The following is a 14,168-nucleotide window of genomic DNA, read 5'->3' on the forward strand; positions in this document are numbered from 1 at the left end:
TGCGCAACACCAAGGTTGACAGACGACCTCGCGGCCTCGCGTTCCAGCGGCACGAAGTTTTCCTCGATCATGCTCCGCGCTAGGACAGCGTCGACTCGATCGCCTTCACCACCTCGTCGGACTTCGGCTGGACCTTCGGGGCGAACCGCGCCGTCACCGCGCCGTCGGGGCCGATCAGGAACTTCTCGAAGTTCCAGCGGATGTCGCCCGCGTGACCGTCGGCGTCGGCGACCGGGGTGAGCAGGTCGTAGAGCGGGTGGCGGCCGGCGCCGTTGACCTCGACCTTCTCGGTCATCGGGAACGTCACGCCGTAGGTGGTGCTGCAGAACTCGGCGATCTCCTCGGACGTGCCCGGCTCCTGCCCGCCGAACTGGTTGCACGGCACCCCCAGCACCGTGAAGCCGCGCCCCTCGTACTCGTGCTGGAGCGCCTCCAGGTCAGCGTATTGCGGCGTCAGGCCGCACCGCGACGCCACGTTGACGACCAGCACCGATTGACCCTGGAACCGCCCCAGATCCAGCGCGTTCCCCCGCAGGTCCGAGATCTTGATGTCGTAGAAGCTCATGCCTTGATGGTAGGCGCGGACCCACCCTCCGCCCCCCCAACCAGCGTCGATCTTGCAGTTGTGGTGGTTGACAAACCGGAACATTCTGGGAGTGTCGCGGCACCACGACTGCAAGATCGACGCGGGTTGGGGGGCGTGGGCGTGAGGGGGTGGGGCATAGGGTGGTTGTTGTGGCGGGTCAGCAGATCGCGGTCGGTGCCGTGGTGCGTCGGGGCAAGGACGTCCTGCTCGTCAGCGACCCGCCGGACTGGGCGCTGCCCGGCGGGGCGGTCGCCGCCGGGGAGCCGCTGCTCGCCAAGGTGGCCGTCGAGGCCGGCTACGCGACGGTGCTCGCCGAGCGGCTCCTGTGGGTCGCGCGCTACACGACCCAGGGCGTCGACTACGAGATGCTCGGCTTCGAGGTGACCGGCGTCGGGCCGCGCGACGGGGCGGCGGGGGAGTGGGTCCACCTCACCGAGGTGGTGGAGCGGCTGCGGCGCATGTGGTTCGCGCCGATCCGTGAGCCCGCCGTCGCCTATCTCACCGGCCGGGCCCGCGTCGCCACCCTGTGGACGTGGGCCGACCTGGAGGGTGACCCGGTCACGCACCCGGCCGTCAGTTCAGCTTGAGGGCCGCCACCTCACCCAGCGACTTGTCCGGCCGGGTTCCCTGGATCACCACCCGCGCCGCGCGACCCTCCAGCAACAGCAGCCCCACGGCGTTGCCGAAGTACGGGCCCGCAAGCTTCTTCCAGCGCACGACCGGCTTGCCCAGGCCCAGCACCCGCGCGAACGAGCGCATCACGCGGGCCGCCGGCGGATTCCAGCCGAACTTCATCGCCGGCCGGATCAGCTTCGGCATGTCGTTGTGCACCGGCGAGCAGGTTAGCTGGTACACCGGCGTGACGACCTCGGGGCCCAGCGACGCCTTCGCCGCGTAGGAGTGGTGAACGTCACCCGAGAGCACGCTGATCGTGGCCGGGGCGGGTGACACCCCGCCGTTTCCGGCGCCGATCTGGCTCAGCAGCGCGGTGAGCGCCTCGAACGAGCGGCCGAACGCCGCCCAGTGCTCGAGGTCGACGGCCTGGCGCAGCCGTTCGCCGAGCCGGCTCACCCAGCCGCGCGGCGACTCGGCGAGCTTCTCGGTGGCCGCCTCCAGGTGGTGGATGGCCGGCGGCAGCAGCCACGGCAGCGAGGAGCCGATCAGCAGGTGGTCGTAGTCGCCGGGCAGCTCCTTGGCGAACCATGCCCATTCGCTGTCCAGCAGCATGGCCCGCTTGCCGCGCTCCAGCTCGCGTCCGGCCCGGTTGTCGAGCACCACGAGGCGCGTCCGGTCGATGTCGACGGTGTAGCTCCAGCGGTACGAACCCCGCTCGCGATCCGCCCGCGAGCCGAACCCGTCGAGGATCTCCGTCGCGTCGCCCGCCGCCACCACCGCCGAGTACACCGGGCACTCCGCCAGCGCGCCGGGCGCCAGGTTGCCCATGTGCTGATACACCCAGTACGACGACAGGCCGGCTTGTATCCGCTGGTCCCACCAGCTCAGCCGGGCCATTTGCTCGCGCCAGCGCTGCGAGGTGTTCCAGTCGTCGATGATCTCGTGGTCGTCGAAGATCATGACACTCGGCACAGTGGACAGCAGCCAGCGGATCTCCGGGTCGGTCCACGAGTCCAGATAGAGCTTCGTGTACTCGTGGAAGTCCACCACCTGCGTCGACGGCGCGTCGGCCCGCCGCTTCGCCCGCCGCCGCCGCAGCCAGCGCTGGATCTTCTCGGGCGTCTCGTCGGCATACACCTGGTCGCCGAGCAGCACCAGGAGATCGGGCCACTCGGTCGGACCGGCCGACCGGATCGACTCGATGAGCCGGGCCGCGTAGGCGTCCAGGGCATCCGGTGGATAGCGGGTGACGCTCAGCGGGCTGGCCTCCCGGCACGATCCGAACACCAGCCGCACGGGCGCACCCTTCGGCCGAGTCCGGATGACCGGAGGTGGGCACGGGTCGTCCGGCAGGGGCCAGACATCGACGCCGTCGATCCGCAGGGTGTACTCCGTGACGGCGTCCTCCGGCAGCCCGGAGACCACGACCAGCGCGTAGTGGTGCCCGTGGACCGAGAAGGTCCGGGTGGCCCCGCTCGCGGGCCCGGCGACCACCTCGACCGTCGCGGGCCGGGCGGTCTCGACCCAGACGGTCGCCTGGTCGCCCTCGACCCGGCGCAGCACCGGCCCGAGCACGAGCACGCCCCTGTCGACGTCCAGGTCTGTGGCGGAGGTGTCGGCGTCGGACACGGCGTCGGACATGACGGGGGACCTCCAGGGCGCGGCGGGGGTGGTGCCGGGTGGCTGCCGGGTGCCTTCCGATGATCCTGCCCAGCACGTCTCGGCGCCACCGCAAGCCGTTCGCCGTGGCGTCTGGGAGGATTCCTGACATGGAGTCGTACATCGTCTTCGGCCTGGTACTGCTCGTTGTGGTGATCGGGGCCACTCTGGCGCTCGTCGCGCCGCGCTATCGGAAACCGCCGACACTGCCACCGCCCACCGAGGAGAAACCCCCGACTCCGGCGCCCACCGAGCAGGCGCCCACGATCGAGAAGGCGCCACCGAGAGCGAAGGCGCCGCCGGCCGGGATCAAGCCGTCGGTCATCGATGCCCCGCCGCCGGTGCCGGCGGCGCCGCCCGTTGTCGAGGCCCCGCCGCCCGTCGAGGTGCCCGAGGTCGAGGTTCCCGCGCCGACCGCCGGCCGGCTCGTCCGGCTGCGGGCCCGGCTGTCCCGCTCGCAGAACGTCTTCGGCAAGGGCCTGCTGGCGCTGCTGTCCCGCGACAAGCTCGACGACGACACGTGGGACGAGGTCGAGGAGACGCTGATCGGTGCGGACGTCGGCGTCGCGGCCACCACGGATATCGTCGGCAAGCTGCGCGAGCGCGCCCGGATCCACGGCACCGCGACCGCGACCGAGTTGCGGGCCATGCTCGCCGACGAGCTCGTGGCCGCCCTCGACCCGCAGATGGACCGCACCCTCGCCGCCAGGCCGCAGGACGGCCGTCCCGCGGTGCTGCTCGTCGTCGGTGTCAACGGCGCCGGCAAGACCACCACCTGCGGCAAGATCGCCCGGGTGCTCGTCGCCGACGGTCACACCGTCGTCCTCGGCGCCGCGGACACGTTCCGTGCCGCCGCCGCCGAGCAGCTCGCCACCTGGGCCGGGAGGGTCGGTGCCGAGGTCGTGCGCGGCCCGGAGGGGGCCGATCCGGCGTCGGTCGCGTTCGACGCGGTCAAACGGGGTATTGATGCCGGTGTGGACACGGTGCTGATCGACACGGCCGGCCGGCTGCAGAACAAGGTCGGCCTGATGGACGAGCTGGGCAAGGTCAAGCGGGTGGTGGAGAAGCACGGGCCGGTGGACGAGACCCTGCTCATCCTCGACGCCACCACCGGACAGAACGGGTTGGAGCAGGCCCGGGTATTCACCGAGGTGGTGGACGTCACCGGGGTCGTGCTGACCAAGCTCGACGGCACCGCGAAGGGCGGCATCGTCATCGCGGTCCAGCGCAAACTCGGCATTCCGGTGAAACTGGTCGGCCTGGGCGAGGGCCCCGACGACCTCGCGCCGTTCGATGCCCGACAGTTCGTCGACGCGCTCGTTGGCGCGGACGCGTAACCTCGGACGGTACCTTGGGACCGTAGGTCTCGCCGGCTCGGTCAGCGAAGGACGATCACGTGACGCAGCAGGAGATCCCGCTCCACGGCGGGAACACCTCCGTCGTGGTGCGCTCGGGCGACACGGTGCGCCGCAACGCAGGCCCGTGGACCCCCGCGGTGCACGCATTGCTGCGCCATCTCGAATACGTCGGGTTCACCGGGGCGCCGCGGGCCTTCGGCATAGACGAGCGGGGCCGTGAGGTCCTGTCATACCTGGAGGGCGAGTGCGGTGAATACCCGCTCGCCCCCCACTGGGTCACCGACGAGGCGATGGTCACGGTGGCCACGATGCTGCGGATGTTCCACGACGCCCAGGCGGGCTTCCGTCCGCCGCCCAACGCGGTCTGGCGCTCGTTCGGGCCCCCGCCGCCGGACACCGAGGTGATCTGCCACCACGACGCGGCGCCGCACAACGTCATCTGGCGGCCCGACGGCACGCTGTCGCTCATCGATTTCGACCTCGCCTCGCCGGGCGCCCGCATCTACGACGTGGCTTATGCGGCCTGGACCTGGGTGCCGCTGTTCTCCGACCGCGACTCCTACACGCTGGGCTGGAAGCGGCCCAACCGTCCCCGCCGGCTGCGGATGTTCGCCGATGCGTACGGGTTGACTCCCCGCGACCGGCACCGCCTGGTGCGGGTGATCCGCAAGCGGATCGTGGACCACATCGAGGGCATCCGGCGGATGGCAGCCGCCGGCGATCCGGCCTTCGTGCGGATCGTGCACAAGGGACATCTCCGCCGTCCGGTGCGTGATCTGCGCCTGATCGACTATGAGTGGCACACGCTCGAATACGCCCTTCGGTAGGTCCATTTCGTTTGTGTGAGCGTTTCTTCACACGCAGGAAACATGACGTGACGCGGTAGAAACCGCGCGGCGCCGGTGCGCGAAACGTGGGACATGAAAGCTCTCGCGCAACCGGCTGAAGGGCAGTGCCGCCTCGACGGTCGGGAGGGAGGATCTCGCCTACGAGGAGGCCAGCGTGCCTGAAGCGACCATCGATACCGGCAACACCGCATGGTTGCTGGTGTCGACAGCGCTCGTGCTGCTCATGACGCCCGGTCTGGCGCTGTTCTACGGTGGCCTGAACCGCTCCAAGGGCGTTCTCAACATGATGATGATGAGCTTCTCGGCGATCGGGCTCGTCAGCGTCCTGTGGTTGTTCTACGGCTTCTCGGCCGCGTTCGGTTCGGACTCCGCCGGCGGCCTGTTCGGTGACCTCGGCCAGTACTTCGGCACAAAGACCTACATCGACCTGTTCTGGGGGGCCACCGCCGGGAACCCGAGCGGCATCGGCATCCCGACCTTCGTCTTCATGGTGTTCCAGATGACGTTCGCCGTCATCACGGTCGCCCTGATCAGCGGCGCGATCTCCGACCGGGCCAAGTTCGGCGGCTGGCTGCTGTTCGCGTTCGGCTGGGCCACCCTCGTCTACTTCCCGGTCGCCCACAACGTGTGGGGCGGCGGCTGGATCGCGCGGAAGCTCCACCCGCTCGACTTCGCCGGTGGTACCGCCGTCCACATCAACGCCGGTGCGGCGGCTCTCGGCGTGGTGCTCGTCCTCGGCAAGCGCATCGGCTGGCCGCGCGAGAGCATGAAGCCGCACAACGTGCCGTTCGTCGCGCTCGGTGCCGGCCTGCTGTGGTTCGGCTGGTTCGGCTTCAACGCCGGCTCCGAGCTGACCGTCGACGGCGTCACCGGCCTGGCCTTCGTCAACACGCAGGTCGCGACCGCCGCCGCGGTGCTCGGCTGGATCATCGTCGAGTGGATCCGTGACCGGAGGCCGACCCTCGTCGGCGCGTCCTCCGGCGCGATCGCCGGCCTGGTCGCCATCACCCCGGCCTGCGGCTTCATCGACTCGTGGGCGGCCGTTCTGCTCGGTCTCGTCGCCGGCATCGTCTGCGCCCTGGCAGTCAGCCTCAAGTACCGCTTCGGCTTCGACGACTCGCTCGACGTGGTCGGTGTCCACTTCGTCGGCGGCTGGATCGGCTCCCTGTGGCTGGGCTTCTTCGCCAACCCCGACCTCAACGCGGCGATCACCGACACGGTCGGCGCCAAGGCAGGTCTCTTCATGGCTGGTGGCGCGGGCCAGCTCGCCGGGCAGGCCGCTGCCAGCGCTATCGTGACGGTCTACTCGTTCGCGATCGCCTTCCTCCTGGCCTTCGTGATCCAGAAGACGGTCGGCTTCCGGGTCAGTGCCGAGGCCGAGGTCGAGGGCATCGACATCGCCGAGCACGCGGAGAGTGGTTACGACCTGACCCCGTCGGGTGGCGGCAGCGGCGGCGCGTTCGCGATGGCGGGCGTGGGGACGAGCAAGGCGGCAGCAGCGCCGGCCGAACAGCCGGCGTCCGAAAAGGTAGCCGGATAGCGTCGAGGGATGTCGGAGGGAATGGGCATGAAGCTGGTGACCGCGGTCATCAAGCCGTACCAGCTCGACGCGGTGAAAGAGGCACTCCACGCCCTGGGCGTGGCCGGCCTGACCGTGAGCGAAGTTCAGGGATACGGACGTCAGAAGGGTCACACCGAGGTCTACCGCGGTGCGGAGTACACGGTGGAGTTCGTCCCGAAGATCCGGGTCGAGATCGTCACCGACGAGCTCGACTTCGAGAAGGTGGTGGACGCCATCGTGACCGCCGCCCGCACCGGCAAGATCGGTGACGGCAAGGTCTGGGTCACCTCTGTCGACGAGGTGGTCCGGGTCCGCACCGGCGAGCGCGGGCTCGACGCCCTGTAAGCCGCTGCGATCCCTACCCTGAAGCACATGACACGACCGTCGGCGCCCGCCCCGGTGCTGTCCACCGAGGCGGGCGCCGACGCGCGTGCCGAGCGCTCCGCCGCGCTCGACGGCTGGCTGGCGAAGGTCTACGCCGAGGCGGGCGGTGTCGCCGACGGCTTCGCGCTGGTCGCCGTCGGCGGTCTCGGGCGCCGCGAGTGCGCCCCGCGCAGCGATCTCGACCTGGTCCTGCTGCACTCGGGCGGCGCGGCCGAGTCGGCGGCGGGCGAGCTGGGGACGCGCATCTGGTACCGGATCTGGGACGCGAAATTCGCTCTCGACCACTCCACCCGCAGCCCGGAGCAGGCGCTCACGCTGGCCCGCGAGGACGTCAAGGTCGCCATGGGGCTGCTCGACGCACGACTCGTCGCCGGCGACGGCGGCCTGCTCGATCGGCTGCACCAGCATGCCGTCGCGCAGTGGCGGCGGGAGGCCCGTCACCTGCTGCCCGCCCTGCGGCGGCTCACCCAGGACCGCTGGAAGGCCCACGGCGAGCTGGCGTTCCTCCTGGAGGGTGACGTCAAGGAGTCGCGCGGCGGCCTGCGCGACTTCGGGGTGCTGCGCGGCATCGGCTTCGCCGGGGTCGCCGACGGGCCCCGCCCGGCGGTCCGCGGCGCACACCGCACCCTGCTCGACGTCCGCGACGCCCTGCACGCGGTGCGCGGCCGGCGGGTCGACCGGCTCCTCGCGCAGGACCGTGACGAGGTCGCGGAACTGCTCGACCTGGGCGACCGCGACGACGTGCCGCGCCGTATCGCCGAGGCCGCGCGGACCATCGCCTACGCGAGTGACGACGCCTGGCGCGCGGTCGAACGCTGGGCGGCGCCGAGCACCCGCGGTCACACCGGGCGCCGACCGCTGGCCCGCGACGTCGTCGAGCAGCACGGCGAGGTCGTGCTGGCCCGGACCGCGGTCACCCCGCGCCCCGAGCCGACCCTGCCGCTGCGGGTCGCCGCGGCCGCCGCCCGGGCCGAGCTGCCGATCGCGCACGCCACGCTGGAGTGGCTCGGCGGGTTTGCCGCCCCGATGCCCCAGCCGTGGCCGGCACCGGCCCGTGACGCCCTGTTCACGCTGCTCGGCAGCGGTCCGTCCATGATCGCGGTCTGGGAGGCCTGCGACCGGTACGGCCTGGTCGTGAACTGGCTGCCCGAGTGGGCCCGGGTGCGCAGCCTGCCGCAGCACAACCCGGTGCACCTGTTCACGGTCGACCGGCACCTGGTCGAGACCGCCCGGCAGGCGGCCCGGCTGTCCCGCGACGTCGACCGCCCCGACCTGCTGGTGCTCTGCGGCCTGTTGCACGACATCGGCAAGGGCCTGCCCGGCGACCACAGCATCGTCGGCGCGCCGATCGCGGCCGGCGTCGCCGCCCGCCTCGGCCTGAGCCCGGCCGAGGTCGCGCAGGTCGAGAAGGTGGTCCGGCTGCACCTGCTGCTGCCCGACACCGCGACCCGGCGGGATCTGTCCGACCCGCAGACGATCGCCACTGTGGCGCGGGCCGTCGGCGACGCCTCGACACTGGCGCTCCTGCACGCTTTGGCCCGCGCCGACGCGGCCGCGACCGGGCCCGCCGCCTGGTCGGACTGGAAGGGCCGGCTCATCGCCGACCTGGTCCGCCACGTCGAGCGGGCACTCGACAGCGGTGTGGTCGAGCCGCCGCCCTCGCCGGCCGCCGCGCTGCCGCTGCCGGCGCGGCTTCCGGACGTACACCTCGATGCGGATTCCGTGTCGGTGACCGCACGGGACCGTCGTGGCCTGCTCGCGGCCGTGGCCGGGTGCCTCTCGCTGCACCGGCTCGACGTGGTGACGGCCGACACGGTGACCCTCGACGGGGTGGCGCGCATGGTGTGCGCGGTGCAGCCGCGGTACGGCGGGGAACCCGACCGGGACGCCGTCGTCAGCGACCTGCGCCGGGCCGTCACCGGCGACCTGCCGGTGGCCGAGCGGCTGGCGGCCCGGGAGCGGTCCGCCCGGCGCGGCACCGCCGCACCGCCCCGCGTCGTCTGGCAGCCGGCCGCGGCGGCCACCGACGCGACGGTGCTCGAACTGCGTGCCACCGACACACCGGGCCTGCTCTTCCGGGTGGCCAGCGCGCTGGAGGACGTCGGCGCCGACGTGCGCTCGACGCGCATTTCGACGCTCGGCGGTGACGTGGTCGACGCGTTCTACCTGGCAGGCATCTGGGAGGCGGATGACCGGGCACGCGTCGAGGCGGCCGTGCTCCAGGCCGCGCCGTCGGCCTGACGGTCGCGCCGCCCTGCCGGTGGTCGCGTACCCTTCAAGGGACTCCTACACCCGAGGACGGATCCGTCGTGTTTGACACCTTGAGTGACCGGCTCTCCGGCATCTTCACGAAGCTGCGGAGCAAGGGGCGGCTCACCGACGCCGATGTCGACGCCACCGCGCGGGAGATCCGGCTGGCGCTGCTCGAGGCCGATGTCGCGCTGCCCGTGGTCAAGGCGTTCGTCGCCCGGCTCAAGGAGCGTGCGCGCGGCGCCGAGGTGTCGCAGGCGCTCAACCCGGCCCAGCAGGTCATCAAGATCGTCCACGAGGAACTCGTGGCGACGCTCGGTGGCGAGGCCCGGCGGCTGCAGTTCGCCAAGAACCCGCCGACCGTGATCATGCTCGCCGGTCTCCAGGGCTCCGGCAAGACGACCCTCGCCGGCAAGCTGGCCCGCTGGCTCAAGGCGCAGGGACATCAGCCGCTGCTCGTCGCCGCCGACCTCCAGCGCCCCAACGCGGTCAACCAGCTCCAGGTGCTCGGCGGCCGGGCCGGGGTCGAGGTCTACGCGCCGCAGCCCGGCAACGGCGTCGGCGACCCGGTCTCCGTGGCCCGCGAGTCGATCGAGCACGCCCGGCGGCAGATGCGCGACATCGTGATCGTCGACACCGCCGGCCGGCTCGGCATCGACGCCGAGATGATGCGGCAGGCCGTGAACATCCGCGACGCCGTCGACCCCGACGAGGTGCTGTTCGTCATCGACGCGATGGTCGGTCAGGACGCGGTCGCGACTGCCGAGGCCTTCCGCGACGGCGTTGGCATCTCCGGCGTGGTGCTGTCCAAGCTCGACGGCGACGCCCGCGGTGGCGCGGCGCTGTCGGTGCGTCACGTCACCGGCCAGCCGATCATCTTCGCGTCGACCGGTGAGAAGCTCGAGGACTTCGACGTCTTCCACCCCGACCGGATGGCTTCGCGCATCCTCGGCATGGGCGACGTGCTCACCCTCATCGAGCAGGCCGAGCAGGCGTTCGCCGAGGACGAGAAGGAGCGGATGGCCGCCAAGCTCATGGGCGGCGAGACGTTCACACTCGAGGACTTCCTCGAGCAGCTCCAGGCGGTGCGCCGGATGGGCCCGATCGCCAACGTGCTGGCCATGATGCCGGGCATGGGGCAGATGAAGGATCAGCTCGCGGAGCTCGACGACAAGCACTTCGACCGGGTCGTCGCGATCATCCGGTCGATGACCCCCAACGAGCGGGTCAACCCGAAGGTTCTCAACGCGTCGCGCCGGGTGCGCATCGCCAACGGCTCGGGCACCACCGTCACCGACGTCAACCAGTTGCTCAACCGCTTCGCCGACGCGCAGAAGATGATGAAGCAGATGGGCGGCATGATGGGCCTGCCCGGCGCCCGGCGCAAGGCGACGAAGTCGCCGAAGAACAAGCGCAAGGGCAACAAGGGCGGCAACGCGCGCCAGCCGCGCCTCGGCGGCGGCATGCCGATGATGCCGCAGCTCCCGCCGGGCCTCGACCCGTCGCAGTTCGACCCCAACGCCGCCGGCACGCCACAGGGGTTCCGGCCGCCGAAGCTCGACTTCTCGAAGCTGATGAAGCGTGACAAGGAGTCCTGAGCCCGCGCTGCACGTCCGGGGCGTGCTGCTGCCCGAGGACACGACCGTCGACCTGTGGCTGGTCGGGGACCGGGTGACCTTCGAGCCGGTCCCGTCGGCGGTGACGGTCGCCGACGCGGGGTTCATCCTGCCGGGCCTGGTCGACGCGCACTGCCACCTCGGCATCGCGCCGGGCGGGCGGCCCGCCGCCGGGGTCGGTGAGGCCCGCTCGCTGGCGGTCGTCGACCGTGACGCCGGGGTGCTGGCGATCCGCGACGCGGGATCCCCGATTCCGTACGGGTCGCTCGACGACGACCCCGACGTGCCGCGCCTGGTGCGGGCCGGGCGGCACGTCGCGCCGCCCAAGCGGTACCTGCGCGACATCGGCGTCGAGGTGGGCGAGGCGGACCTGGCCGGTGAGATCACCCGGCAGGCCGCCGCCGGCAGCGGCTGGGTCAAACTGGTCGGCGACTGGATCGACCGCGGCGTCGGCGACCTCGCCCCGGCGTGGGACCTCACTGCCATGGCGGGCGCCGTCAAGGCCGCGCACGCCGCAGGCGCGCGGGTCGCGGTGCACACGTTCGCCGAGGAGTCGGTCGCCGCCCTGGTGCGCGCCGGGGTCGACTCGGTCGAGCACGGCACCGGCCTCGCGGAGGACGACATCGCCGAGATGGCCCGCCGTGGCACCGCCCTGGTCCCGACGATGATCAACATCGCCACGTTCGGCGGGATCGCGGCGCAGGCCGAGGGCAAGTTCCCGGGGTACGCCCGCCACATGCTCGCCCTGCGGGACCGCTTCCCGTCGGTGGTGCGCGCGGCGCACGAGGCCGGCGTGCCGATCTACGTCGGCAGCGACGCGGGCGGCGGCATCAACCACGGCCTGGCCGCCGAGGAGATGCTCCTGCTGCACCGCGAGGCCGGCCTGTCCCCGCTCGACGTCCTGCGTGCCGGCTCCTGGGGCGCCCGCGCGTGGCTGGGCTTCCCGGGCCTGGTCGAGGGCGGCCTGGCCGACCTGGTCGTCTACGCCGAGGACCCGCGCACCGACCTGACCACGCTGCTCCGACCGGAGCGCATCGTGCTGCGTGGCCGGGTGGTGCGCTGAACGACGGCGGCCGGCCGGTTGGCCGGATCGAGTAGGCTGGGTCCGTGCCGCTGCGTCCCGGAAGACCGGTCCTGCACCGGCACTTCACCCATGACACGCTGGTCTGGGCGCCCCTGACGCGGGTGGTCTCCGACGACGAGCAGGGCACGTGTCTCTGGCTCGCCACCGGCAGCCCGCTCATCCGTGAGGTCACGGTCGACGGCGCGGGGCCGCGCGACATGCCGTTCGCCGACTGGATCGAGAGCCCGAAGAAGATCATCCAGGATGTGTACCGCGGGCCGAGCTGCCTCAAGTTGCATCCTCGCGACGCCGCGTATTCGGTCTGGTGGCTCTTCGACCCGCAGGGCGGCTTCCGGGCGTGGTACGTCAACCTCGAGGAACCGTCCGTCACCTGGGACGACGGTGAGGTCGCCGGTGTCGACCTGACCGACCAGGACCTCGACATCTGGGTCTGGCCGGACCGCCGCTGGGGCTGGAAGGACGCCGACGAGCTCGAGGAGCGCCTGGCCTATCCCGGCGCCTACTGGGTCGATGACCCGGACGCGGTCTGGGCCCAGGGCCGGGCTGTCGTGCCGGCGATCGAGGCCGGCGCCTGGCCGTTCGACGGTACGTGGACCGACTTCCGGCCGCCGGCGAGCTGGACCATCCCCGAGCCCGTCACGGAGGGCTGGGACCGACCGAGGGAGCGCCGTTGAGCGTGGTCTTCACACCCGGCCAGGTGATCATGCACCGCAACGTGCGGCTGGGCCGGATGGGCTGGGTCCGCCCGGCCCGCGTGGTTTCCGACGACGAGCGGGGCCTGCTGTTGTGGATCGCCCGCGGCACACCGGTGGTCAACGAGGTCTCCGGCGACGGCCGGGGGATGCGCACGATGCCGTTCGCGGAGTTCGTGACGCTCGGCACCAGCCTGAAGCACGGCACCTGGAGCGGTCCCGGCGTGCTGAAGCTGCACCGGCCCGGCGACCCGGCGCACTCGGTGTGGTGGTTCCGCGACGACGCCGACGAGTTCACCGGGTGGTATGTCAACCTGGAGCGCCCGGCGATCCGCTGGAGCGACGACAACGGCACCTCCGGGGTCGACGTCACCGACGAGGACCTCGACATCCAGGTGGCGCCCGATCGGTCGTGGAACTGGAAGGACGAGGAGGAGTTCCTGGAGCGGCTCGCGCTTCCCGAGCACTACTGGGTGAAGGACGAGGCGGCCGTACGAGCCGAGGGCGAACGTGTCGTGAAGGAGATCGAGGCGGGGTTGTTCCCGTTCGACGGCACGTGGATCGACTTCATGCCGCCGCCCGAGTGGAAGCTGCCAGCGCTGGAACCCGGCTGGGACCGTCCGCCGATGCAGTGAGCCCCTGGTTTTTGCGCTCGGTAGCCGGTCTGGCACAATGTTCTGTTGGTATACGGTGCGCGTCCGAGCCCTCTAACCCGGCGTCGTGCCAGTCCCACAGAGCTGCCGACGGCGCCATCCCCACGGTGTCCGGGCGGTCGCTCGGCTTCCAACAGATCCAGGAGCGAGCAACCAAGTGGCCGTCAAGATCCGGCTCCTGCGGATGGGCAAGATCCGCAACCCGCAGTACCGCATCGTCGTCGCCGACTCGCGCACCAAGCGTGACGGTCGGGCGATCGAGTTCGTCGGGCTCTACCACCCGAAGGAGGAGCCCTCGCGCATCGAGGTCAACTCCGAGCGGGTCCAGCACTGGCTCTCCGTCGGCGCCCAGCCGAGCGAGGCCGTGCGGGCGATCCTCTCCAAGACCGGCGACTGGCAGAAGTTCAAGGGCCTGCCGGCACCGGCCGAGCCGCTGAAGGTCCGCGCGGCTGCGCCGGACCGCCGTGCGGCCTACGAGGCGGAGGCGCAAGCCGCCGCCGGCCTGGCCACCGCACCGAAGGCGAAGAGCGCTCCTCGCACCCGCGGGGACGGTCCTGCCGAGGCCGGGGCTCCGGCCGCACAGGCGGAGGAGCAGAGCGGTGCCGGCGCCGGCGCGGAGGCCTGACGTGCTGCGCCCCGCGCTGGAGCACCTGGTCAAGGGCATCGTCGACAACCCTGACGACGTCCGCGTCCGCATGGTCGACTCCCGGCGTGGGCAGCGTCTCGAGATCCGGGTCAACCCGGAGGACCTCGGCACGGTGATCGGCCGGGGCGGCCGCACCGCGAAGGCGCTGCGGCAGGTCATCACGTCGATCGGTGGCAGGGGCGTGCGCGTCGAAATCGTGGACGCGTACTGAGCGGC

At 71.6% G+C, this 14,168-nt stretch carries 14 protein-coding genes; 12 read left to right on the forward strand and 2 right to left on the reverse strand.

All coding sequences use genetic code 11. The features are described from left to right. Positions 1 to 79 precede the first annotated feature (79 nt). Complete coding sequence (locus Drose_RS08035; protein ID WP_260727551.1) at positions 80 to 565, reverse strand: glutathione peroxidase; 486 nt, start codon at positions 563 to 565, stop codon at positions 80 to 82. Positions 566 to 735: 170 nt separating this feature from the next. On the opposite strand from Drose_RS08035, the gene Drose_RS08040 reads away from it, so the two are divergent. Then, on the forward strand, positions 736 to 1,173 hold the full coding sequence (locus Drose_RS08040) for an NUDIX hydrolase (protein ID WP_260727552.1): 438 nt from the start codon (positions 736 to 738) through the stop codon (positions 1,171 to 1,173). Here Drose_RS08040 and Drose_RS08045 read toward each other — a convergent pair. Further along, positions 1,160 to 2,842 (reverse strand): alkaline phosphatase D family protein, encoded by a 1,683-nt coding sequence (locus tag Drose_RS08045; protein ID WP_260727553.1) that lies wholly within the window; start codon positions 2,840 to 2,842, stop codon positions 1,160 to 1,162. The genes Drose_RS08040 and Drose_RS08045 overlap by 14 nt on opposite strands. A gap of 128 nt (positions 2,843 to 2,970) precedes the next feature. Here Drose_RS08045 and ftsY point away from each other — a divergent pair, with 128 nt between their 5' ends. The 11 genes from ftsY (at position 2,971) to Drose_RS08100 (ending at position 14,163) form a co-directional block, all read left to right on the forward strand. Then, positions 2,971 to 4,197 (forward strand): signal recognition particle-docking protein FtsY, encoded by a 1,227-nt coding sequence (ftsY, locus tag Drose_RS08050; protein WP_260727554.1) that lies wholly within the window; start codon positions 2,971 to 2,973, stop codon positions 4,195 to 4,197. 59 nt (positions 4,198 to 4,256) lie between these two features. Further along, entirely contained in the window at positions 4,257 to 5,045 is a 789-nt protein-coding gene (locus tag Drose_RS08055; RefSeq protein WP_260727555.1) for a phosphotransferase enzyme family protein, read from the forward strand. A gap of 175 nt (positions 5,046 to 5,220) precedes the next feature. After that, positions 5,221 to 6,606, forward strand: a complete 1,386-nt coding sequence (locus Drose_RS08060; protein ID WP_260727556.1) for an ammonium transporter — start codon at positions 5,221 to 5,223, stop codon at positions 6,604 to 6,606. 27 nt (positions 6,607 to 6,633) lie between these two features. Further along, entirely contained in the window at positions 6,634 to 6,972 is a 339-nt protein-coding gene (locus Drose_RS08065) for a P-II family nitrogen regulator (RefSeq protein ID WP_190249674.1), read from the forward strand. Between the two features lie 27 nt (positions 6,973 to 6,999). After that, complete coding sequence (locus Drose_RS08070) at positions 7,000 to 9,252, forward strand: [protein-PII] uridylyltransferase (RefSeq protein WP_260727557.1); 2,253 nt, start codon at positions 7,000 to 7,002, stop codon at positions 9,250 to 9,252. Positions 9,253 to 9,320: 68 nt separating this feature from the next. Beyond that, complete coding sequence (ffh, locus tag Drose_RS08075; protein ID WP_260727558.1) at positions 9,321 to 10,859, forward strand: signal recognition particle protein; 1,539 nt, start codon at positions 9,321 to 9,323, stop codon at positions 10,857 to 10,859. Beyond that, entirely contained in the window at positions 10,843 to 11,940 is a 1,098-nt protein-coding gene (locus Drose_RS08080) for an amidohydrolase family protein (protein ID WP_260727559.1), read from the forward strand. The genes ffh and Drose_RS08080 overlap by 17 nt, the downstream gene beginning before the upstream one ends. Before the next feature lie 44 nt (positions 11,941 to 11,984). After that, entirely contained in the window at positions 11,985 to 12,635 is a 651-nt protein-coding gene (locus Drose_RS08085) for a DUF402 domain-containing protein (RefSeq protein WP_260727560.1), read from the forward strand. Between the two features lie 2 nt (positions 12,636 to 12,637). Beyond that, positions 12,638 to 13,288 carry a DUF402 domain-containing protein gene (locus Drose_RS08090; RefSeq protein ID WP_260729642.1) on the forward strand — a complete coding sequence of 217 codons (651 nt, stop codon included), beginning with the start codon at positions 12,638 to 12,640 and terminating at the stop codon, positions 13,286 to 13,288. A 175-nt stretch (positions 13,289 to 13,463) separates the two neighbouring features. After that, complete coding sequence (rpsP, locus tag Drose_RS08095; RefSeq protein ID WP_260727561.1) at positions 13,464 to 13,931, forward strand: 30S ribosomal protein S16; 468 nt, start codon at positions 13,464 to 13,466, stop codon at positions 13,929 to 13,931. Further along, a complete protein-coding gene (locus Drose_RS08100) occupies positions 13,906 to 14,163 on the forward strand; it encodes an RNA-binding protein (protein WP_260727562.1) in 258 nt (85 codons plus the stop codon). Before rpsP ends, Drose_RS08100 begins: the two co-directional genes overlap by 26 nt. Positions 14,164 to 14,168 lie beyond the last annotated feature (5 nt).

The organism is Dactylosporangium roseum (assembly GCF_025264685.1).
GTDB lineage: Bacteria > Actinomycetota > Actinomycetes > Mycobacteriales > Micromonosporaceae > Dactylosporangium > Dactylosporangium roseum.